The sequence below is a fragment of the Porphyromonas loveana genome, from assembly GCF_003096695.1.
In the GTDB taxonomy this organism is placed as follows: domain Bacteria; phylum Bacteroidota; class Bacteroidia; order Bacteroidales; family Porphyromonadaceae; genus Porphyromonas; species Porphyromonas loveana.
On the sequence record NZ_QEKY01000001.1, the window covers coordinates 157,824 to 182,842 of the forward strand.

Consider the following 25,019-nt stretch of genomic DNA (forward strand, 5'->3'; position numbering starts at 1 on the left):
AATAATATGTGATTCTGTTATATGGAACGACAGAGAACAGACAAACGCAAGCTTAGCATTTTCTATATCAGCTTGCTCGTGCTCTTTCTGTTCGGACTTTGGTTCGTGGGAATGAAGGGGGGCGAGATGCAATCTACTATCGTCGGTCATGCAGTTGAGCCTGAGGCGCAGGGCGGCCTTTCCGGTGCTTTCTCCGCTTTCGGCACATCGGTCAGGCATCATTTCACGGGAACGATCGGCATGCTTCTGTTGCAAATTATCGTCATCTTGACAGTTGCCCGCATCGTCGCCTGGCTGTTCGGGAAGATCGGACAGCCGACCGTTATCGGAGAGATCGTGGCTGGTATTTTGCTTGGTCCTTCGTTGTTGGGTGCTTTGTGGCCCGAAGCATATCAGACGGTATTCCCACGGGAGAGCTTGGGCAATCTGGAGTTGCTTAGTCAATTCGGTCTGATTTTGTTCATGTTTGTCATTGGGATGGAGCTTAATATAAAGGATATTCAGGCTCGCTTCCGGCAGTCGTTAGTTATCAGCCATGCCGGCATCTTTATTCCCTTTCTCTTAGGATTGTCCATCGCTTATGTCACCTACAGAGAGTACGCCGCCTCGACTACCTCCTTTCTTCCCTACGCCTTGTTCATCGGCATATCGATGAGCATCACCGCCTTCCCCGTTTTGGCGCGCATCATACAAGAACGGCAGATGGGCAAGAGTCATCTGGGCATGTTGTCGCTCAGTACGGCTGCAGCAGGGGATATCTCAGCCTGGTTGATGCTTGCAGGCGTCATGGCGATTACGCAGAGTGGTAGTTTCCTGAGCGCGATCTACAATTTTCTCTTCCTCATCCTCTATCTTCTCGTCATCTTCGGTCTTATTCGACCGTTCTTCAAGATGATCGGCAAACTCTACGACAACCAAGAGGTCGTGGGTAAGACGATGATTGGATTCATCTTCGTTTTGCTGTTGGCCAGTGCATACGCCACGGAATTGCTGAGTATGCATGCCCTCTTCGGTGCCTTCATGCTGGGATTGGTGATGCCGGAGAACTTCAAATTTCGCAAGATCTTGACAGAAAAGGTGGAAGACGTCTCCCTCGCACTCTTTCTCCCGCTTTTCTTCGTCAGTTCCGGTTTGCAAACGAAGCTCGGCTTGCTTGACAGCCCCACTCTTTGGTTGCTGACGGGAGCTTTCACGCTGGTCGCCATTGTCGGGAAGCTCGGCGGCACCTACGTGGCCGCCCGGATATGTGGCGAAGGCAAGAAAGCCTCTCTTTACTTGGGAGCCTTTATGAATACGCGCGGGCTGATGGAATTGGTGGTGCTTGCGATCGGACGCGAATTGGGCGTACTGCCGCCGGTGATCTTCACCATCTTGGTGATGATGACCCTTATCACCACTTTCATGACCACTCCGTTGTTGCGTCTTATCGACCTGCTGTTCAGGCGCGAAACTCGTCGTGAGTTTGAAGCCCTGCAGGAAGCCAATATGGGTGGCGTTCTGCTTTCCTTCGGCAGAGCCTCCAGCGGTGCGCATTTGCTGCATGCTACCGACCTTCTGCTCAATAATAAGGAAGAAGAAAAGCCTTTCGTTACGGCCCTACACATCACCGTGGGAGCAGAAACCAATCTCACTGCTTCGGAAGTGTATGAGGAGCGCGCATTTGCCCCTATCCGCGAGGAGAGCAATCGCCGGCAGCTGCCGATCCGCACCTTGCATCATCACACTTTCGAGCACCCCGAAGCAGAAGTCGTACGCACTGTCAACGCCGGAGGCTACAGCTTCCTACTCGTAGGAGCGGGTATCAACCTGTCGGATCGGAAGAGCGACAAAGAGTTGTTGCACTTCCGTCGCAAGCTGCAGCGGAAGCTCGGGCCCATCTCGATCGCTACCCCCGAGTCGTGGCTGAATGCCCACGAACTATTGCGCGACAAAATGCACTATTTTGTAGAAGAAACAGCCTGTAGCGTCGGCGTTTTCATTGATCGGGGATTCAAGAAAGGCGGAAAGGTTCTCCTCCTGACGGAGAATCAAGAAGACGTCGCTCTGCTTCCCTATGCGCGAGCCTTGGCACGCAACAACGGCAGCATGCTGGACGTCCTCCCCGAGTTGCAGCCTGTCTCCGCCGATTGGCAGGCAGGCGAACAGCAGCTGCCGGCAGGATTGCCCTCCACCGTTTCGCTCGGTGACTATCATTTTATGATCGTGAGCTATCGTTATTGGATGCGTTTTGCTCAGGATTGCCCCTCCGTCCTCGAACATCTACCCTCTACCATCGTTCTCCATCACAGGAATGACCGTCCTCTCGCCCCCAAAGCTGAAGCGGAATGAAAATAATCGAACAAGACCCTTGGTTACGCCCGTATGAAACCGTTATCGAGAGTCGGCTGAGGTATGCACGCAAGCGCGAAGCATCCCTCACCGGCGGATTGTCGGGCGGACTGTCCGACTTTGCCAACGGACACCTTTATTACGGCCTCCATGCCGATGGCGATGCATGGGTGATCCGCGAATACGCCCCCAACGCCACGGCTCTCTATCTCATCGGAGATTTCTCTCGTCACCAACGTCAGCCTCAGTACCGCTTCTCGGTAGTGGACCGGAGCGCAGGCGACTGGGAGCTTCGTGTCCCGCGGAGAATCCTCCCGCATGGTACGCGCTACAGGCTCCTGCTCGAATGGCCCGGCGGCGAGGGAGAGCGCATTCCCGCTTGGTGTAGGCGAGTCGTCCAGGATGCCGATTCCTATCTCTTCTATGCGCAGGTGTGGCAACCCGACGAACCGTATCGGATGCAACACGAGCGACCCCTCCCCGACGATGCGCCGCTGCTCATCTACGAATGTCACATAGGCATGTCGTCCGAGCAGGCCAAGATCGCCACTTACGAGGAGTTCCGCACCGACGTGCTGCCCCGCATCGCACGCAGCGGATACAACGCCATACAGCTCATGGCCGTTCAGGAACATCCTTATTATGCCTCTTACGGCTATCACGTATCGAGTTTCTTCGCTCCGAGCAGCCGTTTTGGCACGCCCGAAGACCTCAAGCGTCTCATCGACGACGCCCACGGCTTGGGGCTGCGTGTCATCATGGATTTGGTGCACGCCCACGCCGTCAGGAATGAAGTTGAAGGCTTGGGATGCTACGATGGCACCCGCAGCCTGTTCTTTCACGATGGCGATCGAGGCATTCACCCTGCATGGGACTCCTATTGCTTCGACTATGGTAAGGACAGCGTGCTGCACTTCCTTCTTTCCAATTGCAAGTATTGGCTCACGGAGTATGGGTTCGACGGCTTCCGGTTCGACGGCGTCACCTCCATGCTCTACTACAACCGCGGATTGGGGGAGACTTTCGACAGCTACGAACGTTACTTCGATGGTGGTCAGGACGTCAATGCCATCGCCTATCTCATCCTCGCCAACAAATTGATCCACACCCTCTGCCCTGCGGCCATCACCATTGCCGAGGAAGTGAGCGGCATGCCCGGTATCGCCTTGCCGACGGCTGACGGAGGATACGGATTCGACTACCGCCTGGCAATGAACATACCGGACTATTGGATCCGGCTCGTGGCAGACCATCGCGATGAAGACTGGCAGCCGGCAGACATCTGGCATCAGCTCACCAATCGGCGGGCGTCCGAGCCGGCCATCAGCTATGCCGAGAGCCACGATCAGGCGCTTGTCGGGGACAAGACGCTCATCTTCCGCATGATCGACTCTGCCATGTATGACCATATGAATAAGGAAAGCACCGAGCAGTCCGTCGATCGGGGCATTGCCCTCATCAAAATGATCCGTCTGGTCACTGCCGCGACTATGAATGGGGGCTACCTCAACTTTATGGGCAACGAATTTGGCCATCCGGAATGGATCGACTTCCCGCGGGAGGGCAACGGCTGGTCATTCCACTACGCCCGTCGTCTGTGGAGCCTTGCCGACAGTCCTTTCCTACGTTATGCCGGATTGCAGTCCTTCGATCGCGACATGATCGGTCTCATCCGCTCCGTGCCGAGCTTCCACCGGCTGCCGCTGCGAGAATACTGGCTCCACGGAAACGATCAGGTGCTCTGTTTCGGACGAGACTCACTCTTTTTTGTCTTCAATTTCCATCCCGTCCGTTCCCATGCGGACTACGCCATTCCCCTGCCGCCCGGTCGGTACGAAGTGCTGATGAGCAGTGACGCCCGCCGCTACGAAGGCTACGGACGCGTCGATGAGCGTGTAGCACACCACACCTGCCGCGCCGCTTCCGCTGTCGGCGGAGCCTCCCCGCAAGAGCTGCTCAAGCTCTATCTGCCGGCGCGAACGGCCCTCGTCCTTCGCCGCATCGTCTGATGCCACGCGCTTGATGGGCGCGGCTTTTTTTTCATCTAATTTCTTTTTGCCCATGCTACCTTCACAGGCCGAACGCCTTTTCCTCCTCGATGCTTACGCCCTCATCTTCCGGGCCTATTACGCTTTCATTCGTGCGCCTCGCCTCGACTCCTCGGGACGCGACACCGGCGCAGTATTCGGCTTCGCCCTCACCCTGTTGGATATTCTCGAAAAGGAATCTCCCCACTATCTGGCCGTTGTTTTCGATCCCCCGGGTGGCAGTTTCCGCCATCGGGAGTATCCGGAGTACAAAGCCCAACGAGAAGATACCCCCGAAGCCATCCGCCTCGCCGTCCCACTTATCAAGGAGCTTCTTGCCGCCTTTCGGGTACCCGTCGTCGAAGTGCCCGACTTCGAGGCCGACGATGCCATAGGCACATTGGCGCGTCAGGCCGCTGCCGAGGGGCTGGAGGTGCGCATGGTCACGCCCGATAAGGACTTCGGCCAGTTGGTTACTGACACGATACGCATCTATCGTCCCAAAACGAGCGGTGGCGGATACGAGACGTGGGGGCCGGAGGAGGTAACCGCCAAGTTCGGTCTTTCCCGTCCCGAGCAGATGATCGACTACCTCGCTCTCGTAGGCGACGCTTCCGACAACATCCCCGGATGCAAAGGCATCGGAGCGAAAACCGCCGAGAAGTTGCTCGCCGACTACGACAGCATAGACGGTATTTATGCGAACGTCGATACTTTCAAAGGCGCCCTTGCCCGCAAGATAGCGGAGGGTGAAGAACAGACCCGTTTCTCGCGCTATCTGGCCACGATCCGCACCGACGCACCGGTCGCCTTCGACCGCGATACCTTCCGCCGCGTCGCGCCCGATATGGAAGCCGTCCGCGCCTGCTTTGGCGCCCTCGAATTTCGCTCCCTGCTGCGTCGCGTGGAAGCACCCGCGCCCGACGTCCCTGCGGGCGATCTCTTCGCCGACGAAGCTGCCACCGACGCCTCGTCCGTCGCCGATCTCTTTGCCGACGGTGCTGCGTCAGCGACTGCCGGGCTGCGTTCGCTCGCCGAAGTTCCGCACGATTACATCATTTTGGAGAATGATTCCGAGATCGCCGACTGCGTCCGCACCCTCTCCGCCGTTCCGCGCTTCGCGTTCGACACCGAGACGGACTCCAAGGACGCTCTCGTGGCGCAACTCGTTGCAGTCACCTTCGCGGCAGAGAGCGGCCGGGCTTACTTCATCTCCATGCCCGAAGATGCAGATGTCGTCCGTCGTCGTCTCGACCTTCTGCGCCCCCTTTGGGACGATGCCGCCATCGGCAAGGTGGGACAGAACATCAAATATGATTTGCAGGTATTGGCGCGCTATGGTGTGGAAGTGCGGGGCACACTCTTCGACACGATGATCGCCCACTACCTCCTCTTCCCCGACCTCCGCCACGGGATGGACGAGATGGCCGAGAGTCTGCTCTCTTACCGCACGATTCGATATGACGAGCTGATGCCCGACAAAGAACGGAGCATCCGTGACGTGCCGTTGCAGCAGCTCGCCGACTACGCGATGGAGGACGCCGACATCACGTGGCAACTCTACGAACACCTCTCGCCCCTCCTCGACGAGGCGGGAATGACCGACCTCTTTTGCCGCATCGAGATGCCGCTCGTGCCCGTCCTCGCCTCCATGGAGCGCGCCGGCGTGATGCTGGATGTGGATGTCCTCAACCGCACGGCATCCGGCCTCAACGAGGAGATGCAGCGGATCGAAGAGGAGATCTACCGCCACGCAGGCCATCCGTTCAATATCAACAGTCCCTCGCAGGTGGGTGCAGTGCTTTTCGACGAACTCGCCGTAGCCGACAAGCCGAAGAAGACGAAGTCCGGCACTTACTCCACAAATGAGGAGATTCTCACCAAGCTACGAGACCGTCACCCCGTTGTTCCTCTCATTCTCGACTACCGCGGCCTCAAAAAGCTCCTCAGTACCTACGTGGATACGTTGCCGCGGATGCGTTACCCTGATGGCAAGCTGCATACCTCGTTCAATCAGACGGTGGCAACGACGGGACGCCTCTCGAGCAGCAATCCCAACCTCCAAAACATACCGATACGCACCGAGATCGGCAGGGGACTGCGCGCCGCCTTTGTCCCCGACGATGAAGACTGCATTTTCCTCAGTGCCGACTATTCTCAGATCGAGCTGAGACTGATGGCGCACCTGAGCGGCGATGCGAGCCTCATCGAGGCTTTCCTCCACGGCGAGGACATCCACCGCGCCACGGCAGCGCGCATATACGATCTCCCGCCGGCCGAAGTGACGGACGACATGCGCCGCCGAGCCAAAACTGCCAACTTCGGCATCATCTACGGCATATCGGCATTCGGCCTGAGCGAACGGCTCGGTATCACGCGCACCGAGGCCAAAGCCCTTATCGAAGGTTACTTCGCCTCCTATCCGCAGGTAAAGGAGTACATGGATCGGAGCATAGCCGAGGCGGGCAAGCTGGGCTACGTAACGACGATTTGCGGCCGCAAGCGGTTTTTGCGCGATATCCACAGCGCTAACTCCGTCGTCCGCGGATACGCTGAGCGCAATGCCATCAACGCGCCCATCCAAGGCAGCGCGGCAGACCTCATCAAGCTCGCGATGATACGTATCTGGGACGAGTTCGATGCTCGCCGACTGCAGGCGCGCATGATCTTGCAGGTGCATGACGAACTCAACTTCAACGTACCCGTCGCAGAGTTGGACGAGGTGCGCGAGATCGTCCGAGAGGGAATGGAAGGCGTGATGCCCGAGCTTCGCGTGCCGCTCATCGCCGATATAGGCGTGGGAGCCAATTGGCTCGAAGCACATTAGCCGTTCGGCGGCTCGATCGCGCGGCGGACAATCGAGTTTCGTCCGCTATCTGTATCAAAAACGAAGGGTGCATGGACGATCTCCATGCACCCTTCTTCCGTTTTGAAATTTCTATGAGTAGTTAGATATTTAATCCTATACCGATGCCGCTGTCAATAAGTAAAACGCGGGTTTTATCCTTTTGCTGGAATTCGTTGATTCTTTTGCTAAATAAGCAAGCGGTCAAATCAGTTCCGGCCATAAGGTAAACGGTCTTATTGATTCTGTATTGCAGATGCATCCCGATACCAGCCTCGAATCCGAACCTCGTCTTGCGCTGCTTATCCCAAGCTAACGAAGCAGAATTGTAAATCTGCTCATGGCGGCTGAGCCATACCATTCCGATCTCTGTAGAGAAGATGAAGCTAAGATTCTCTACAGGGCGTATGGGAAGGGCTATTCTATTATACGCCCCGAGAACGTAAAACGCATGATTCAGGCTGTTTTCTTTGCCGGATGCATCGACAGAATAACCCGAAGAGGGAGATAAGAAACGGAATACTGCACCGGTTGCATTCTCTGTTTTGCTTGCAGGCCAGCCCAGATAAACCGCTCCTGACAAAAGTCCGTCATGTACAGGCCTGTAGCCCTGCATCAAATTAGTAGTTGAAGCTGCCAAAGCACCATGTCCTAACTTAATAGAAAAGTCGAGGAGGGATTCATCTTTCTTATTCTCTTGTGCCAAAGAATAGTTACCTGTAAAAAAGAGAACACCAAGAAATACCAATGTTGTCTTAAACAAATATTTCATTGCAATTTAATTTTTTAAAAGATTTATTCGGGGCAATTGTGCGATTTGCAGAGGTGCTGCAGCTAAAAAAAACAGATGCAAATCGAATCAGTTGCTCGAAGACGTCGCAAAGGTAGATATTTTTTTCAAATGGCCAAGTGGACAAGGAATTTTTTTTGTTTGTTTCTGTGAAAGAAAGTTTCTATCTTTGTCTTCTGAAAAAAAAGTATCAGATCTTTGAGTTGCGGTGGGGCGTTTGTAAGGGCAGAGAGCTAAGTCTTTGATTTAGTGTGCGTTTTGGGTTGTTCGCAAGCCGAAATATTGCATTCCTCATCGGGGATGCATAGAAATCGGCAAAAAACCATGCAAAACCCATCGGGGATGCAGAAAAATGAGCGAAAAACATGCATTCCCTGTCGGGGATGCAGGAAAAACAGGCCAAAACTATGCAAAACCCATCGGGGATGCAATTGGCAGAGGTTGCACAGATGCGTGGCGTTTGTGCAGAGCGGAACGTCTGTACAATAACTTGACATCGCTAAAGTGAGAGAAGAAAAAAAGAGTAATGAAAATAAGAAATGAGAAATTATTCTCGTTGATTCATTTATAAAAAAATAAGAAAATGATTGAACAAATCACTGTTAAAAAATTTCAAAACGGAGAGCTTCTGAATTTTATGATCGATGAAGTAAAGGACGCTCGTACGCTCGAGGCCGCCGAGCTGAAAGAGACGCTGGACACGCTGGACGAAGTATTGGCTGCGTTCCAAGTGAGCCTGCGCAAGAAAAAAGCCAGCGTCCATACGGAGCAGGTGACTATCTACGACCGTGCCCGTGACGAAAAGCTGCGCAATCTGCGTCAGAGCATCCAGGGAGCACTCTATCTGCCCGGCAAAGACAAGCAAGAGGCGGCGAAGCGACTGACGATGCTGATGCGCGTGTACAAAAACTTGCATCTGATGAGCTATCGAAACGAATCGGAGCACATGAACAAGCTCATACAAGAGCTGCGTGAGCGACAATACGCCGCCGATGTGCAACTCCTCGGCATCAAGCAGTGGGTGGATGAGATGGAAGCCGCCAATAAGGAGTTCGACAAGTACTTCGATGAGCGCGACCACGAAATGGGCGGTCGTGTCATATATGACAAGAAAGAACTCCGCCGTCAGATAGGAGTGCAGTATGAATTGCTGCTCAACCTCGTACACGGACTTTTCTACATCAAGCCTTCCAAGCAGATCGAATTATTCATCGGACGGCACAACGAGCGCGTACGTAAGATGCGTTCGCTCTTTGCCTTCCGTACGACCACAGGCAGCAGGGCTCTACGGTCTAAGCGTGCCATGCTGCGCGAACTGGCCGTGAAGCTCGGTTGGGAGCTGCCCGAAGGGCAAGAAGACTACCAGTACTTCAGCTCTTCGCGCATATTGCATCCCACGGAGAAGCAATGGTACCGTCTCGGAAAAAGAAACGGAGAGGATACGCTCGTAAAATATACGCCGCGCAAGACCAAAACGAATAGCGTCACTTCGCCCGTAACGGAAGATGCCGGCACTTCGCCTGTAACACCCACACCGCCTACGCCCGGTGGCGGCTCCTCGGATTCATCCGACGGCGGTGCAGAAGGCTCCATCGGCGGCGGCCTGTGATACGGTTCTTTTGCCGGATATTGAGATGTGGTAGAAGTGCCTCGGCACTTCTACCCTCATCCGAACGGCTGTATACCGGCCGACAATATAAGAAAAAAGACAACCGTACTTTTCGCTTAACGGAAATAAGGATAGAACATGTTTAAGAATCTTCAATTGGCTACTGCCACGCTGCCCGACGCCGATGCCTTGGTATATGAACCATTGGACAGCCGTTATATACGCATTATGCGCATCGGCAGTGCGCTGCTTTGGATAGTCATACTTGCAGCCGTATGGGTGATTTATCTGATCGCGGACGAGCCAAAAGCATGGCTTCCTGTGTTTTTGGCCCTTTCGGCAGCGTTGCTGCTTGGCCTCATCGGCAATCAGTCGATCCTTCATCGAGCTTTCCAATATCGTGGCATAGCCGTGCGCGAACACGACGTGACCTATCGGAGCGGACTCTTCATGAGCCGCGAGACAAGCGTGCCTTATCGTCGCGTACAACAAGTAGTCCTCTCGCAGAACTGGCCGGAGAAGCGCATCGGCCTCTACAGCATCAAGATACAGAATGCGGCCGACGCAAGCGCGCATTTACGCATCAGCGGCTTGGGACAAGAACGCGCCGAGCGCATCAAAGCCTTTATCCTTTCACACATCGTACATGACGAGGGCCTTTGACTTCGACAAGCCGCGGAGGCAGGGACGCGGAGCATGGGTGCTTATGTTTCTCAAATTGATACGCACCCTTATCAAGCATTTATTCCCTGTGCTGGTGGTTACCATATTCCGCAAGATGTCTTGGAGCCGCACGTTGCTGGTCCTTGCCATTTTTGTCGGTGCGTTGCTCCTCATCGCCTTTGTACTGAGTCTCATCCGTTATCGGAAGCTCCGTTTCTGTGTGCGGGAGGGCTTCCTCCTCATCTCCGACCATATCTGGGGACGGCGAGAGACAAGCATCCCGCTGGAGAAGATCCACAACATCCGCACGCGAAGCGGTTTCTTCTATCAGTTGGTTGAGATGGAGTTGCTTCAGTTCGACACCCTGGGCGAAAGCAAAGCCGAGGTAGAGCTATTACTCTCGATGGAGGAGTCTGCCGCACTCCGTGCGCTGATCGCCTCGGCGACAGCCACCGGCGAGACGACAGCCATGCCGACAGCCACAACCTCGGACTCAGGCATGGCGTCGGAGGCTCAGAGCACAGAGGCGACGCAGGATTTTCATTATAGCATGGGGCAACTCTTAGCCGGGGCCTTCACGCAGAATCCGTTGCGGGTCTTTCTCGTCATCGGCTCGGTCATCGCTCTGCTGTACCAGAATCTGGATAAGTACCTGATAGAATATCACGAGGCTATTCTGCGCAAGACCGAGACCTTCGTCTCCGGCACTTCGGTACTCACACTCGCGACATTGCTCTTCGGGGCGTATCTCATCTGTCTGCTACTCTACGGGGGCAAAATCGTCCTGCAACAGTATGGCCTCACGGTGCGATTGGACGAGCGCGGTCTCGCCTATCGTGCGGGACTGCTCACCGTGGTACGCCAGCAGATCAGACACGACCGCATACTCTTCCTCACCATCAAGCAGAACCCGATAGAGCGACGTCTCGGTCTCTCATCGGTGCAGTTCGAGCAGGCACGGCAGGTAGCCGGCAATGAAAAGAAGCGCGATGCAAGCATCACCCTATATGGCTGGCGCGAAACGGACATCCTTCTACGCTGGTGGTCAGGCGACAGCCCTGCATCCCTCTCCCGCGAATGTGATGTGCGGAGCCTGCCTGCATTGGCACGCCGCAATATCCTCGTAAGCGTCCTTCCCGTCTGTGGTGCCTTGATGCTCATCGGGTATCTCTGGTCGCCCTATTTTTACGCCTTTGCGGCAGTGTGGGCAATAATAGGCACGATGCAGTCCGTTCTCATTTATAAGCATAGCGGTGTTTCCATAGATAAGGACTATCTCGTGGTGCATGGCGGTGCCTTTGCCCGCAAGCGAAGCGTGCTTCCGCTGGTACAGATGGAGCAGGTGGAGCTGTCGGCAGGCTTCTTCCAGCGAAGAAGAGGTACTGCCAACTTGCGTTTTAGTACGAAAGGACAGGCACTGGAGATAAAATATCTGCCGCGAAATGCGGCCGGTACGATACGAAATGTTATCTTGCACGAAATAGAGAAAAATCGGACAGCAGACCAATGAAAACGAAGCAGGCAGCGCACCCCCGAGCGGCAGAGAGTCGCCACGGCATGCAGCCTTGCGAAAAACATAGACAAATCAATGAAAAAACAGATATGGGCCGCACTCTTACTGGGCGGCAGCATGATTTTCCCCGTCGGGGCGCAAAATAAGGCGGCGGAGCCTGCCGAACATCTCTTCCATGAGGGAAAGGAAATGTTCGTACAGCGCAATTACATCGGCGCGCTGGATCGCTTCCGTCGCTACGAGCAGCAAGGCGGCAGACAGTACGCCATCGAAGCGGATTACTACACCGCTGTGGCGCGATATATGGCGGGCGTGGATCCGTCGTTTGTGGCGAGTGCGACAGGTGCATTCCTCGAGCGTTTCCCCGAGTCGCTGGACCGCTCCCGCGTGATGCTGGCCTTCGGGCGTCTGCTCGTGGAGCAGGAGGATTACCGGCGTGCGGGCAGTATCTTCCCCGAGATCGACGACCTCACGCTCGACGATGAGGATCTGGCGGCTTACCTCCTCTACTACGCCTATCTGAGGATGCAAGACGGGCAGAGCGATGCGCTCACCGAACAACTGCTCATCGGTGCGGCCAAAAACAAGGGCGACATGGGAAGTCAGGCCCTTATCTTCCTCTCCTCGATGCAGATCGAGGACGGACGCCTCGGCGATGCAGAGCGCACACTCGCTGCATTGCGCGAGCGACCGAAGTTTGCCGACGATGCGACTGCTTACACGGCCGAAATACATCTACTGCGTGGAGAAAACCGCGAGGCGGCGGATATAGCCGACCGCCTGATGGCTCGCTCTGCTGCAATGCGCAATCGCGCCCAGCTCTTACGCGTAGCAGGCAACGCTTATTACCGATTGGGCGACGCGCAGAAGACGATGGATTACCTCTCATCCTACAGCAACCAAGTGGGCGACCGCATCGCGCCGGCCGATGCTTACGCACTCGGCGTTACGTACTTCAAGCAGGGAATGATGGCAGAGTCGATGCGTCCCCTCGCGGCTGCAACCGCCGACAAAGGAGAATTGGGCGCAGAAGCAGCTCTTTATCTCGGGCAGGCACGACTATCGGAAGGCCTTCATAGCGAAGCCCTCGTAGCCTTCGAAATGGCAGCGACGCAGCAGGTGTCGAAGCCTGTGCGGGAGGTGGGTATGTACAATATGGCCATGCTGATGCGCAGCACGGGGCAGTCGAGCTTCGGGCAGGCAGTCCGCGTGGCGGAGGGATTCCTCAACGAGTTTCCCCGCTCTTCCTATCGTGAGCAAATGGCTTCCATCCTCACGGAATCCTACTATACGGGCAAGGACTATGCTTCGTCGCTCCGTTCCATCGAGAAAATAAGCCGTCCCACGGAATCCATCCTGGCGGCCAAGCAATTTGTCCTCAGCCGTATGGCCGCGGAGCGCGAAGCTGCCGGCTATGATGCCGAGGCACTCTCCCTCGCTACGAAAAGCATCGCTCTGGGCAATAAAGGAGATTACTACGGCGAAGCGCTCTTCCTCCGAGGCGGCCTGCACTACCGAGCCGACGCGTTTGACGCCTCCGCGGCCGATTACCGTGCCTATCTCGCCACAGCCGGCAGCGATCGCGACGCTGCCAATCTGCCGTTAGCCTATTATCGCCTGGGTTACTCCCTCTTCAATGCAGAGCGATATGACGGTGCCCTGGATGCCTTCCGCGAGTACGTCTCCCGCAACAACGGAGCACCCGAACTGATGGCGGACGCCCATGCGCGCATCGGCGACTGCCGCTATATGAAGCGCGACTTTGCGGGAGCACGCGAATCTTATTCGGCGGCCTATCGTGCCTATCCTTCGGGCGGTGACTATGTCTTGCTGCGACGTGCGCGCTTGGAAGGGCTGGCGAAGCAGTACAACGAACAGATAGCAACGCTGGACAAACTCATACAGGACTTCCCTCACAGCCGGCATCTCACGACGGCTCTCTACGAAAAAGGTCGCGGAGCTGTGCTCAGCGGCAAGAATGCCGTTGCGGAGCAGGCTTTCAATGCAGTGGTAAAGAAAAGTCCCGAGAGCCGCGAAGCGCGACAATCGTCTTTGCAGTTGGGCTTGCTCTATTATAATACGGGGCGTACACAGGACGCCATCAGAACGTACAAACGCATCATCGATCGCTATCCCAGAAGCGAAGAGACGGCAGTGGCTCTCGCGGATCTGCGCTCCATCTATCTGGAAGAGGATCGCATCGACGAGTATTCGGCTTACGTCAGCGGTCTCGACGGGAAAGTGACGGTGGCTCCGTCCGAAACCGAACAGCTGACCTTCCTCGCTGCCGAGCGCAAATACCGTCGCCATCAGGCTGACGCACGCCGCGACTTGGAAAACTACCTCAGCCGCTATCCGCAGGGAAGCGACCGACACAAAGCGGAGCTATACCTTGCCGACTTGGACTACCAAGCAGGCAATCTGGAAGCAGCCTACGCACGATACACGTCTCTCGTGGGGAATGCGGGACTGCCCGAGGATTATAAGATCGATGCACGGCTACGCCTCGGACGCATGCAACATGAAAAGGGAGAGTACAAGGCTGCCATGAAGACGTATCAATCCGTTCTCGACACGGACGGAGCCGAAGCGGTGCGCGATCAGGCTGTCGGCGGCTTGGCCGAAGCTGCTTACGCATCGAAAGACTATCGCGCTGCCTTGGCTGCACTCGACGGGCTGCCCAAAGATGATATGCCGCGGCCGCTCCGTCTCGTCCGGGCCAAAAGCCATCAGGCACTCAAGCAGAACGCCGAGGCGCTGAAGGAATACACGGCTCTTGCACAGGACTTCTCCACGATCGAAGGCGCGGAGGCCGTAGTGATGCAGGCGCAAATGGAAATGGAGGCCAAACGGCTTGCGGGTGCCAAGGCGATACTCGAAAAGTTCATCGCGAAGAGTACGCCTCATCAGTATTGGCTTGCAAGGGGCTTCATCCTCTTATCCGATGTATATCGCAAGGAGGGAGACACCTTCACAGCCAGACAGTATCTAGAGAGTTTGCTGAATAACTATCCCAATCACGATGACGACATTCACGAGATGATCGCGGATCGTCTTTGATACAGGAAGAAATGCTTCGTCGAACCATTAACATAAACGACACCAACATGAAATATCCCCTATATGCAACTGTCCTAATGGCGTTCGCTTTCTCTTCGGCCTGTTTTTCGGCTGCTGCACAGTCGTCGCATACACCCGACAAGAAGCGCGTCGATACGCTACGCCGTGAACTGACGATCGTCAATGACCAGACCGTGGAAATGGAGCGTGCCGACCCGCTGCCAACAGTTTATCGCAAGCAGGAACCGCAGCTCAAGCCATTCAAACCGGAATATAACCGGCGCACATTCGGATTCACACCGGCGGCAACGGCTTCGGGCACAAACAACCTCCCGCCCCTGTCGAAATCGCATGACACTAACTGCCCCGGCTACCTGAACATAGGAGTGGGACATACGTTTAACCAGCGACTCGACGTGGGCTATCATCTCCTCAACACGGAAGAGCAGCAGCTCAATCTCTTTGTCTCTTATCTGGGGATAAAGTCGGCTTTCGAGACCGAAGCGTATGCCGGAGACAGGAAGGAGCGCCAAATGGTGGCGGGGATTCACTACGGACAAGAAGGGACGCTCTCCCTCAGCACGGGACTGGACTATACGAACCGTTACTTCAACCACTACGGCCGTGGGCAGCTACTGCTCATCAACCTTTTGCCGCCGAACACCTCGGACAACAATCCGATCATGGATAATAGCACGCACGACGTGCACGCCTACTTCGGCGCGAAGACTGATTTCATCGATGCCAAGTTGGACTATCGTTTCTTCCGCTCGATTCCTTATATGGGGGACGATCCGATGCATCCGCTCACGGAGCATACGCCCGAATTTAGCGTGGCCATGAAGCAATCGCTGTCGGAGAATCTCGTATTGGGTGTGGCAGGACGTGTCGGCGGTATGTTCTACTCCCACGACAACGAACCGACGCAAACGGGGCCGACGACCTTCACCGACAAGCATATCTACTACGCTGAAGGGACGCCGACGCTTACTCTCGCGGGAGGAGAGAAGAATTTCAACTGGCGGATACAAGCGGGAGCCGGCGTATCGGCACAATTCGGTGCGCAGAGCCGCCTCTTCTTCTGGCCCAAGCTCGACGCGGCATTCAACTTCGCCTCCTCCTGGCGTTTGTATGCAGAAGTATTCGGAGGCATCAGGCAGAACGGTCTGGCCGATGTCATGCGCGAAGAGATGCCTTATCTCATGCCCAATTCGATTGTCCTCCCGACGCGGAATGCCATCACAAGCCGTCTGGGCATAGCCGGCAGCATCGCGAACGCCGTGCGGCTGGAGCTTTATGGCAACTACTCCTTGCTGAAGGGAGCCGCATTCTATACGCCTACGCTCCCTGCATACAATCCGTCGGAAGTGTATCAGTACAATGTAAGCTATCTGCCACTTTATGCCGACGGCAGCAATTGGCGAGCCGGCGCCAAGGCGGAGTACTCCTATCGCGACATGCTTCGCTTCTTCCTCGATGCATCATACGGCGACTGGACTCTGGAGAAGGGTATCATCCCCGCTATGCAACCCAAACTCATCCTCAAGGGTGAAGTTGCCATCCGTCCCATCTCTCCATTGGACATCAGACTGGGATACACGCAGCTCAACGGACGCTCACGGTACGAAATCGGGTCGAACGGATTGGTTGCTGCTCCCATCAAGAACGCGCACCTGCTGACGGCGCACGTTTCGTACAACCTGAAACCGAATTTCGGTCTCTATTTGAAGCTCGATAATGTACTGACGGAGACGAGCGAAGTGATTGGCTTTTATCCCGTGCAGCCGTTCCATTGTTTCGTAGGATTTAACTGGACTTTTTAATCCTCTCACACGCTATTTGCAATGAAATATAAGATTATTGTAGTAGATGTATTCAACACCTTGCTCAATGGCAAGTGTGAATTGACAGAAGAGAATCGTAATGCCCTGATCGCCATCCAGCGAGATCTGGGGATCCGTGTCGTGCTGACGTCCGGTCGCGCTACCGCAGCCCTCAAACCACTGGCGGAGGAACTTTCGCTAAGCGAATACAGCGGCTACCTCATTCCCTATCACGGCGGACAGGTCGTGAACTGCCGCTCGGGTAAAACCATTGCTTCGCATCGCATGGCATCGTCGTTGGTGGATCAGTTGGAGGCGCGTGCGCTCGCCGAAGGCGTGACCCTGCTGAGTTTCTGCAAGGATTCCATTTATGCTACGGCCCCTGCAGATCCGCTCGCGATACAAGAGGCAGAGATTTGTTGCCAGCCGCTCGTTCCCAAACGCCCGACATCCGCCGACGTCATCAAATGCTCCTTCGTCGGCACGACGGAGAAGATCGCCGAAATGGAAGTGGTGATGCGCCGCGACTACGGCGACAGGTTGAATATCTTCCGCTCGTCCGAGACGCTCCTCGAATGTCTGCCGGTAGAGGTGCAGAAGATTCAGGCCATTTCCGATCTGCTGGACAAGCTCGATTTCTCTCGTGACGAACTAATATCGGTCGGAGACAGCTATTGCGACGTGGAGATGATACAGCTTGCCGGACTGGGTGTGGCAGTGGCCAATGCCCGCGAAGCGGTGAAAGCTTGCGCCGACTACATTACGACGAGCAACGAAGAGAGTGGCGTGGCGCATCTTATCGAGAAGCATATCCTCAATGAATACGAAGAGGTGCCCTTCTCCGTGGAGGACGTCAATAGTATCGTCCCGGGGACGCTCATGGACAGCCTCGGCATCCGCTGCACGAAGATCGCAAGCGGCTATGTGGAAGCGACCATGCCCGTCGATATTCGCACCCGTCAGCCGATGGGTATCCTGCATGGCGGCGCGAGTCTGGCTTTGGCTGAGACGCTTGCGGGGTTCGGTTCGGTTGCGCTATGCAAGCCCGGCGAGATACAAGTGGGGCTGCAAGTGAGCGGCAACCACGTCTCCTCTGCACTCGAAGGCGACATCCTTCGCGGCGAAGCTACCATCATGCACCAAGGGCGCAGCACGCACGTCTGGAGCATCAACATCTATTCGACCAAGAGCGGCAAGCTGATTTGTACCTGTAGGGTACTCAATACGATACTGAAGCAGCGTTAAGTCTTTCCGCACGGATGCTTCGTTTGTCCCGATTGACAGCCATGCTCCTCGTGGCCTCGGCTTTCTTGCACGCGCAGAGCTTCACCGAAGAAGATTTCCTCCGGCGCGGGTGTGTGGATATTCATAGTCTGGATACGACCATCCGCGTGGCGCTCATGTATGCCACGACGGACAACTTCGTGGGTGAAGATCTGTATGGCGACTTCGACAAGGCTTACTTCGAGCCGCGCTTTGCCGAGCGCATCTGTTGCGCCCAGCAGCTCCTGCGCAGCGAATACCCGCATTACACCCTGCTAATAAAAGACGCTGCACGCCCGATAAGCGTGCAGCGTCGTATGTATGCCTGTGTAAAAGGTACGGCTCATGCCGTCTATGTAGCCAGCGGGCAGCGCGGCGGACGGCACAATTTCGGCGTGGCGGTCGATCTCACTATCGCCGATAGCAGCGGCATTCCGCTTGATATGGGTACGCCTGTGGATCACTTTGGCCACGCGTCCCACGTCGGCCAAGAAGAGGCTTTGGCTGCAAGTGGACTGATCAGCCGCCAAGCCGTGGAAAATCGCCGACTTCTCCTGCGCATCATGCGCGCCGTCGGACTCGTACCCTATCGTCGCGAATGGTGGCACTACGAGCTTCGCGAGAGCATGAGCTACACGCGCTCACACTATCGTTTACTCGACTTTTGAGACCCGCGTAGATAATAAGGGAGCCTTAGTCGGGATAGTTCAGATTCTCCTCCGTTGCTACATCCAGCACTTCGCGCAGATACTTCTCCGCCTCGTACTTGGCCATCGGCAGGTTGTGCAGCAGGCAGTTGCCACAGTCTCGGGGTTCCGTCCCAGGCACTTCCCCCTCGAAATCTCTGATAAAGCGGAATGTTTCCTGCATAAGCGGGAGGATGTCCCGTGATGTATAGTCGCCGCGCATGAGGAAATAGTTGCCCGTGAGGCAGCCCATCGGCCCCCAGAAAACGATGCGATCCTTGTAATCGGGATGATTGCGCAGATAAGTCGCTGCCAAGTGCTCCACTGTGTGCAGCTCCGGTGCGCCGAGTACCGGCTCACGGTTGGGTTCCTTCATGCGGATATCGAACGTGGTGATGACTTCGTCTCCCACATAGTCTTTGCGCGAAACGTATATGCCCCTCTTGAGGCGGATGTGATCTAACTGAAAGCTGGGTATCTTTTCCATTTTTCTATCGTGATTAGTCTGTTGTTATATCGCTTTGAGTAGTGATTCCAAAACGGCGAATGTGGACGGCGAAGCCGTTCGCCAGAACGCCGTGTATTCGGCGTAGTTGTCGTGTCCCTCGCCGGCTATGTCGCTGATCACGCGCATGGCGATGAAGGGGGTGTCGTAGATGTAGGCTGTCTGCGCCACCGCTGCCGACTCCATATCCACGGCCTTGATGCCGGGAAAGGTGCGACGCACAAAGTCCTGCTCCTCGGAGGAGGAGAGGAAGCGGTCGCCACAACATACGAGGCCTTCGCGCACCGGCACCGACAGCGAGCGGATAATCGTCAGCAAACCATCCGACACCGGATAGTAAAGCGGGAAGCCCTGCACCTGCCCCCATGCCACATCGCAGCCACACGACACATCGTGATAGCACACGGCAGTGGACACGACGGTGTCTAGCAGCTCCACGGCATCTCCCATTCCGCCGCTTACCCCCACGTTGATGAGGAAGTCCGGACTGTAACGCCGGATCAGCTCCGCCGCGCACACGGCTGCCGCCACCTTGCCGATGCCGCTGAGGGCATAGATCACCTTGTTGTCTCCCACCATTCCTACGACGGCATGGAAAGAAGGGGCATCTATCCGCTCTTTGTCCGCGAGGATGTCGGGCAGCAGACGCATCTCTTTTTCCATCGCCACCACGATGCCGATCGTCTTGTTCATACTCTTGTTTTTGATGCTTTTTGCGTTCCGATTCTTATCGAACGGTAAAGGTACGGATTATCCCCAGTCCGCAGGAGGACGCGCCTCCTTGCATGAAGAGAATAGATTGAGGCCAAAAACGGACGAAACATCGCACCAAAAAGCGGCGAATATACGTGCATAAATTTCCCCGAAATGGCGCCATTTAGGAAATAATTATGCGCCAAAACAAAAAAGAAATGGCGTGACTTCTGTGCTTGTTTTGGCGCGATGTTTCGTCCGTTTTTGGTCTGAAAAAACTGATAGTCAGTCCGACTCTGAACAAAAAACTCATCCAAAGTGTTGCAAAATCCATGTTTATTTTCTATGTTTGCGAGTGTACAACTGTCAGTAAATGGCAGAAAAATGTAAAGCAGCGATCGAGAGATAGAACAAAGTAGGGGAGGGAAGACCCCGGAAAAGCGAGATTATCAATTAAACTCTGTGTTCCATGACATGGCTTAACTCCATAAAGGAATGGACGAAAAACAACCTGCTCCATTCCAACCGGCACAAAATCTTTGCGCTCGTTTTTGCCGGCGCATTTGTTGGCTTGGGCGCCTACCTGGTATATATGTCACGAGCCTATAGCTACCTGAGCGACGATCCCACCGTCTGCATCAACTGTCATGTGATGGGACCCTACTACGCCACATGGCAACACAGCTCCCACAACGGTCGCGCCACTTGTAGCGACTGCCACGTGCCTCACAACAACATTTTCAGCAAATACTACTTCAAAGCCTCGGATGGCTTGCGACACTCCTACGTCTTCACGATGCGTCAGGAACCTCAGCGCATGCAGGCCATTCCGGCGAGTCAGGCCGTCATTTATGACAATTGCGTCCGCTGCCATGCTCAGCTCAACCAAGAGTTTGTGCAGAGCGGTATGCTCTCCAAGGCCGACATACGCCACGGGGGAGAGAAGGCGTGCTGGGACTGTCACCGCGACGTGCCACACATGGGCAAGAACAGCCTCAGTGCCACGTCCAACAGTCTCATCCCCTATCTGAAGTCCCCCGTACCTCGGTGGCTGAGAGAGCACATCAGCAAGAAAGAATCAACTAAACAATCAAGAGCTTTATGAAGGACAAAGAACGCAAACTGAAGCCTTGGCAAGGCTGGCTTCTATTCGGAGGTTCCATGGTTATAGTATTCTGCTTGGGATTATTGGCGGCTTCGATTACGGAGCGACGCGCCGAGATCCAAAGCATCTATGCCAACAAAAAAGATAAGATTGCCCCCTTCGAATCGCGTAACGAAATGTACAAGGGCAATTATCCCCGCGAATACGAGACGTGGACACAGACTGCCGACACGACATTCCGATCCGAGTTCAACGGTAGTCAGGCGCTTGATGTGCTGGCGCAGCGTCCCAATATGGTTATCTTCTGGGCCGGCTATGCTTTCTCCCGCGAATACACCTCACCGCGCGGTCACATGCACGCCATCGAAGACATGAGCCGCACGCTGCGTACGGGGCACCCCGGCATAGATGGAGCTGACGATATGCAGCCCGCCACCTGTTGGACTTGTAAGAGTCCCGACGTGCCTCGTCTGATGCAGGCTGTGGGTGTGGACGAATTTTACAAGACGAAGTGGAGCCGATTCGGCAGCGAGGTGGTCAATCCTATCGGCTGTGCGGACTGTCATGATCCCGAGACAATGAATCTGCACATCTCTCGTCCGGCATTGGTAGAGGCCTTCCAACGTCAAGGTCGCGACATCACCAAAGCCACGCACCAGGAGATGCGCTCGCTCGTCTGTGCCCAGTGTCACGTAGAATACTTCTTCAAGGGAGATGGCAAGTACCTCACCTTCCCGTGGGACAAGGGTACGACGATGGAGGATATAGAGCGCTACTATGACGAATCCGAATACTACGACTACATCCATACGCTGAGTCGCACACCCATTCTCAAGGCACAGCATCCCGACTTCGAGATCGCTCAGCAGGGTATCCACGCCCAGCGCGGCGTATCGTGTGCGGACTGTCACATGCCCTACATCAGTCAGGGAGGTGTGAAGTTCAGCGATCACCACATAACGAGTCCTTTGGCGCATATGGATCGCACCTGCCAAGTGTGTCACCGCGAGAGCGAAGAAGTGCTGCGACAGAACGTCTATGACCGTCAGCGCAAGGCCAATGAGATACGCAACCAGCTGGAGACCGAATTGGCCAAGGCGCACATTGAAGCACAGTTTGCCTGGGGCAAGGGTGTCACGGAGCAAGAAATGCAGCCCGTACTCAAGTATATCCGCCAGTCGCAATGGCGTTGGGACTATGCCGTGGCCTCTCATGGCGCATCGTTCCATGCTCCCCAAGAAATCACTCGCATACTCGGTAGCGGACTGGAGCGAGCCATGCAAGCGCGTATAGAGGTGGCTCGAGTGCTGGCTCGTCACGGATACACGCAGGAAGTTCCCATGCCCGACATCTCTACGAAAGAGAAGGCGCAGAAGTACATCGGCCTCGACATGGATAAGTTGCATAAGAACAAGAAACAGTTCATCGAGACCGTCATTCCTCAGTGGCTCAAGGAAGCCAAAGAGAAGGGACGTTTGGTCGCTGCCAGATAGAGCCGAAGACAAATTAATCATTGCGGATCCCTTACTGCACCGAACGCAGTAAGGATCTGCAATACTCACCTTAAACCATATGTGGCAAGAACGCTTCGGATACAAGGAAGGGGCTCTATTCATATTGGGTCTCGTTCTGGTAGGTATCTTATTACAATTGATAGTCGGCCCCGTGCCGGCTATTGCTTTTGCCTATCCGCTGAATATCGCGGGAGGAGGGCTGCTCATCCTCTGCATTCTCTTGTGGAGCATCCTGAGATCGAAAGCGCGGCGAAGTCATTCGCGGCGCTTCTCTTTCCTCTCGGGTTATGTGGCTTCGCTCACCTCGATGGGAGGGTTGTTGGTGCTGCTCCTCGTGATGGGACTCACCAAGCAGGTAACTCCCGAAATGAGTACCGGCTTGCGACATCCCATCCACAGTCTGGGCCTCAGCTCTATGCTCTCAACCTGGTACTTCCTGCTGCTCTACCTATACTTTCTCTTGGTGTTGGGTTGTGTCACGGCCGACCGCATCCTGCGATTGAAGCTTCGCCTTCGCGATGCGGCTTTCTTGCTGAATCATGCCGGACTTTTCTGCGTCCTCTTCTTTGGCCTCATGGCTGCTGCTGATATGCAGCGGTATAGAATGCAGATATTCACCGATGCGGAGTATCCCGAGTGGAGAGGGATCAATGAGAAGACCAAGGCGATCGAAGAGCTGCCCATCGCCATCGAACTCAAGAAATTCGAAATAGAGGAATATCCTCCCAAGCTGATGGTTATTCAGAACAGCACGGGCAAGCCTATTCCCTTGTCCCGCCCCGCGCATCTCTCCGTCGATCATGCACCACTGAGCGGGACAATAGATGGTTGGCAGATAGAGGTGCAGGAGCACCTGCCGTACTCGGCAGCCGTCATAGCGCGGGACACGATTGTCTTCCGTGAGTTCCGATCCTCAGGGGCGGTACAGTCCGTGCGAGTACGAGCTGTCTCCATGAGCGAACCTCGACAGGTAGTCAGTGGTTGGGTGTCATCCGGTAGTCACCTTTTGCCCTACCGTAGTCTGACGCTCACCGACAGTCTCTCGCTCGTCATGGCGGAGCCAGAACCGAAGCAATACAGCTCACACGTCAATCTCTATGCTGCCAATGGGGATGTTGATAGCGCCACCATTCTCGTCAATAAGCCGTTGCGGTATAAGGGATGGTACATATATCAACTCAATTACGACCGCGAACAAGGACGTTGGAGCACTATGTCCGAATTGGAACTGGTCAAGGATGATTGGCTCTTGGGCGTTTATGCGGGCATCAGTATGCTGCTCTCCGGCGCCATCTTGCTCTTCCTGAGCCCTCCGAAACACGATAAAAGCTGACGATTATGATGGATATACTACCGTTCCTTGATTGGAATCACTTCGCATTTTTCGCCATTCCCACCATGCTACTGCTTGTAGCATCGGCAGTGTCGTCCATGTATATGCGTCGCACATGGGCTTTGGTCGCGGCTGTGCTGGCCGTGCTTGTATTAGCCTTGTTCATCGGAGGTATGTGGCACTCATTGGAGCGTCCGCCGCTCAGGACGATGGGAGAGACGCGTCTGTGGTATTCGCTCTTCCTCATTGTCGCCGGTATTATTGTGTACATGCGCTGGGGCTATAAATGGATTCTCCCATTCTCGGCCGTTCTCTCCACTGTTTTCATGATTATCAATCTGGCCAAGCCGGACATTCACAATAAGACATTGATGCCGGCACTGGAGAGTCCCTATTTCGTTCCCCACGTTATCTCGTACATCGTGGCTTATTCGCTCCTCGGTGCAGCTTTGTTGGTCGGGTGTTACCTCCTGATCAATAAGCGCAGAGGCGTTCCGATGAAGGAAGATCTCCTCATGCATACGTCCGATAATCTCGTTTACTCCGGTGTGGCCTTCCTCATGATAGGTCTCTTATTGGGTGCCATCTGGGCGAAGCAGGCATGGGGTACTTATTGGGAATGGGACCCGAAAGAGACTTGGGCAGCCATCACGATGATCAGCTATCTGCTCTATATGCATCACCGTCTGTACCGTCCGCGAGCTTTTGCAGTCTCTATCGTCTTGCTCGTTATGAGCTTTTTATTCTTACAGATATGCTGGTACGGTGTCAATTATCTCCCCTCTGCCCAAGGCTCCAGCATCCACACGTATTCCTGAATTGAGCATTAAGGGGATGTAATATCTTCCATTTTTGGTTATAACGATACCAGTATCTATCTTTGTTGCCGATTGAGTTTCACGGAGAAGGTGGATCCCCTTATGGGGGCGTCCCCAAACTCGGGAAAATCAGTCCATGTGTTCGGTTCGCAAAGCCATTCCCTCCCTTGGGAAAAGTGCCGAGTGATTAAAAGGGAATTTGGTGCAAGGCCAAAACTATCCCCGTAGCCGTATGGTCGTATCTGTCGCTACCGAAGCGAAAAGCCACTGCTGATAAGCGGGAAGGCGTAGCGATTTAGACCGAGTCGGAAGACCTGCCGAATGTGACGAAGGAGTAGCGCCGACAAAGCTGCGGTGTTGCCCTGCAGAGTATTAATTCTTTCGGGTCGAAGAGAATTGATTCTGATCGGACGACTGACTGCCACGGCAACAGGGGATCGCGAA

General features: G+C 55.0%; 17 protein-coding genes and 1 riboswitch. Of the genes, 14 read left to right on the plus strand and 3 right to left on the minus strand.

Features of this window, described 5'->3' with window-relative positions; translation table 11 throughout:
• Positions 1 to 21: 21 nt before the first annotated feature.
• Genes C7382_RS00675 through polA form a run of 3 tightly spaced genes read left to right on the plus strand, consistent with a single transcriptional unit; the run spans position 22 to position 7,182 of the window.
• On the plus strand, positions 22 to 2,328 hold the full coding sequence (locus tag C7382_RS00675) for a cation:proton antiporter (RefSeq protein WP_116678388.1): 2,307 nt from the start codon (positions 22 to 24) through the stop codon (positions 2,326 to 2,328).
• A complete protein-coding gene (locus C7382_RS00680) occupies positions 2,325 to 4,337 on the plus strand; it encodes an alpha amylase C-terminal domain-containing protein (protein ID WP_116678389.1) in 2,013 nt (670 codons plus the stop codon). Before C7382_RS00675 ends, C7382_RS00680 begins: the two co-directional genes overlap by 4 nt.
• Positions 4,338 to 4,389: 52 nt before the next feature.
• The gene (polA, locus tag C7382_RS00685) at positions 4,390 to 7,182 is read left to right on the plus strand and encodes a DNA polymerase I (RefSeq protein ID WP_116678390.1); all 2,793 of its coding nucleotides are present in this window, start codon (positions 4,390 to 4,392) and stop codon (positions 7,180 to 7,182) included.
• 121 nt (positions 7,183 to 7,303) lie between these two features.
• Here the strand turns inward: polA and C7382_RS00690 are convergent, their stop codons facing one another.
• Positions 7,304 to 7,972 (minus strand): hypothetical protein, encoded by a 669-nt coding sequence (locus C7382_RS00690; protein WP_116678391.1) that lies wholly within the window; start codon positions 7,970 to 7,972, stop codon positions 7,304 to 7,306.
• Positions 7,973 to 8,627: 655 nt separating this feature from the next.
• On the opposite strand from C7382_RS00690, the gene C7382_RS00695 reads away from it, so the two are divergent.
• The 7 genes from C7382_RS00695 (at position 8,628) to C7382_RS00725 (ending at position 18,589) form a co-directional block, all read left to right on the plus strand.
• Positions 8,628 to 9,599 carry a DUF6261 family protein gene (locus C7382_RS00695; protein ID WP_133241521.1) on the plus strand — a complete coding sequence of 324 codons (972 nt, stop codon included), beginning with the start codon at positions 8,628 to 8,630 and terminating at the stop codon, positions 9,597 to 9,599.
• Positions 9,600 to 9,737: 138 nt separating this feature from the next.
• Complete coding sequence (locus tag C7382_RS00700; protein WP_116678456.1) at positions 9,738 to 10,262, plus strand: PH domain-containing protein; 525 nt, start codon at positions 9,738 to 9,740, stop codon at positions 10,260 to 10,262.
• Entirely contained in the window at positions 10,246 to 11,772 is a 1,527-nt protein-coding gene (locus C7382_RS00705) for a PH domain-containing protein (RefSeq protein ID WP_165815100.1), read from the plus strand. The genes C7382_RS00700 and C7382_RS00705 overlap by 17 nt, the downstream gene beginning before the upstream one ends.
• 78 nt (positions 11,773 to 11,850) lie before the next feature.
• Complete coding sequence (locus C7382_RS00710; protein WP_116678394.1) at positions 11,851 to 14,835, plus strand: tetratricopeptide repeat protein; 2,985 nt, start codon at positions 11,851 to 11,853, stop codon at positions 14,833 to 14,835.
• A gap of 47 nt (positions 14,836 to 14,882) precedes the next feature.
• Entirely contained in the window at positions 14,883 to 16,658 is a 1,776-nt protein-coding gene (locus C7382_RS00715) for a TonB-dependent receptor (protein WP_116678395.1), read from the plus strand.
• Positions 16,659 to 16,679: 21 nt separating this feature from the next.
• A complete protein-coding gene (locus tag C7382_RS00720) occupies positions 16,680 to 17,903 on the plus strand; it encodes a Cof-type HAD-IIB family hydrolase (protein ID WP_116678396.1) in 1,224 nt (407 codons plus the stop codon).
• 14 nt (positions 17,904 to 17,917) lie between these two features.
• Entirely contained in the window at positions 17,918 to 18,589 is a 672-nt protein-coding gene (locus tag C7382_RS00725) for a M15 family metallopeptidase (protein ID WP_116678397.1), read from the plus strand.
• 25 nt (positions 18,590 to 18,614) lie between these two features.
• Here C7382_RS00725 and C7382_RS00730 read toward each other — a convergent pair whose 3' ends face one another.
• Both C7382_RS00730 and C7382_RS00735 read right to left on the minus strand, forming a co-directional pair.
• On the minus strand, positions 18,615 to 19,094 hold the full coding sequence (locus C7382_RS00730; protein ID WP_116678398.1) for an S-ribosylhomocysteine lyase: 480 nt from the start codon (positions 19,092 to 19,094) through the stop codon (positions 18,615 to 18,617).
• A gap of 24 nt (positions 19,095 to 19,118) precedes the next feature.
• Complete coding sequence (locus C7382_RS00735; RefSeq protein ID WP_116678399.1) at positions 19,119 to 19,805, minus strand: 5'-methylthioadenosine/adenosylhomocysteine nucleosidase; 687 nt, start codon at positions 19,803 to 19,805, stop codon at positions 19,119 to 19,121.
• A 469-nt stretch (positions 19,806 to 20,274) separates the two neighbouring features.
• Between C7382_RS00735 and nrfH the strand changes: the two genes are divergently transcribed.
• The 4 genes from nrfH (at position 20,275) to C7382_RS00760 (ending at position 24,575) form a co-directional block, all read left to right on the plus strand.
• Positions 20,275 to 20,910 carry a cytochrome c nitrite reductase small subunit gene (gene nrfH, locus C7382_RS00745; RefSeq protein ID WP_116678401.1) on the plus strand — a complete coding sequence of 212 codons (636 nt, stop codon included), beginning with the start codon at positions 20,275 to 20,277 and terminating at the stop codon, positions 20,908 to 20,910.
• Positions 20,907 to 22,403 (plus strand): ammonia-forming cytochrome c nitrite reductase, encoded by a 1,497-nt coding sequence (gene nrfA / locus C7382_RS00750; RefSeq protein ID WP_116678402.1) that lies wholly within the window; start codon positions 20,907 to 20,909, stop codon positions 22,401 to 22,403. The genes nrfH and nrfA overlap by 4 nt, the downstream gene beginning before the upstream one ends.
• Before the next feature lie 79 nt (positions 22,404 to 22,482).
• On the plus strand, positions 22,483 to 23,757 hold the full coding sequence (locus C7382_RS00755; RefSeq protein ID WP_116678403.1) for a cytochrome c biogenesis protein ResB: 1,275 nt from the start codon (positions 22,483 to 22,485) through the stop codon (positions 23,755 to 23,757).
• A gap of 5 nt (positions 23,758 to 23,762) precedes the next feature.
• Positions 23,763 to 24,575 (plus strand): cytochrome c biogenesis protein, encoded by an 813-nt coding sequence (locus C7382_RS00760; protein WP_116678404.1) that lies wholly within the window; start codon positions 23,763 to 23,765, stop codon positions 24,573 to 24,575.
• Between the two features lie 126 nt (positions 24,576 to 24,701).
• Positions 24,702 to 24,911: riboswitch (cobalamin riboswitch) on the plus strand.
• The last annotated feature ends 108 nt before the right edge of the window (positions 24,912 to 25,019 follow it).

Bases quoted from the DNA above. Each gene is read 5' to 3' on its own strand.
- C7382_RS00675 (WP_116678388.1), top strand. From the start codon at position 22: ATGGAACGACAGAGAACAGACAAACGCAAGCTTAGCATTTTCTATATC.
- C7382_RS00680 (WP_116678389.1), top strand. From the start codon at position 2,325: ATGAAAATAATCGAACAAGACCCTTGGTTACGCCCGTATGAAACCGTT.
- polA (WP_116678390.1), top strand. From the start codon at position 4,390: ATGCTACCTTCACAGGCCGAACGCCTTTTCCTCCTCGATGCTTACGCC.
- C7382_RS00690 (WP_116678391.1), bottom strand. From the start codon at position 7,972: ATGAAATATTTGTTTAAGACAACATTGGTATTTCTTGGTGTTCTCTTT.
- C7382_RS00695 (WP_133241521.1), top strand. From the start codon at position 8,628: ATGATCGATGAAGTAAAGGACGCTCGTACGCTCGAGGCCGCCGAGCTG.
- C7382_RS00700 (WP_116678456.1), top strand. From the start codon at position 9,738: ATGTTTAAGAATCTTCAATTGGCTACTGCCACGCTGCCCGACGCCGAT.
- C7382_RS00705 (WP_165815100.1), top strand. From the start codon at position 10,246: ATGACGAGGGCCTTTGACTTCGACAAGCCGCGGAGGCAGGGACGCGGA.
- C7382_RS00710 (WP_116678394.1), top strand. From the start codon at position 11,851: ATGAAAAAACAGATATGGGCCGCACTCTTACTGGGCGGCAGCATGATT.
- C7382_RS00715 (WP_116678395.1), top strand. From the start codon at position 14,883: ATGAAATATCCCCTATATGCAACTGTCCTAATGGCGTTCGCTTTCTCT.
- C7382_RS00720 (WP_116678396.1), top strand. From the start codon at position 16,680: ATGAAATATAAGATTATTGTAGTAGATGTATTCAACACCTTGCTCAAT.
- C7382_RS00725 (WP_116678397.1), top strand. From the start codon at position 17,918: ATGCTTCGTTTGTCCCGATTGACAGCCATGCTCCTCGTGGCCTCGGCT.
- C7382_RS00730 (WP_116678398.1), bottom strand. From the start codon at position 19,094: ATGGAAAAGATACCCAGCTTTCAGTTAGATCACATCCGCCTCAAGAGG.
- C7382_RS00735 (WP_116678399.1), bottom strand. From the start codon at position 19,805: ATGAACAAGACGATCGGCATCGTGGTGGCGATGGAAAAAGAGATGCGT.
- nrfH (WP_116678401.1), top strand. From the start codon at position 20,275: ATGACATGGCTTAACTCCATAAAGGAATGGACGAAAAACAACCTGCTC.
- nrfA (WP_116678402.1), top strand. From the start codon at position 20,907: ATGAAGGACAAAGAACGCAAACTGAAGCCTTGGCAAGGCTGGCTTCTA.
- C7382_RS00755 (WP_116678403.1), top strand. From the start codon at position 22,483: ATGTGGCAAGAACGCTTCGGATACAAGGAAGGGGCTCTATTCATATTG.
- C7382_RS00760 (WP_116678404.1), top strand. From the start codon at position 23,763: ATGATGGATATACTACCGTTCCTTGATTGGAATCACTTCGCATTTTTC.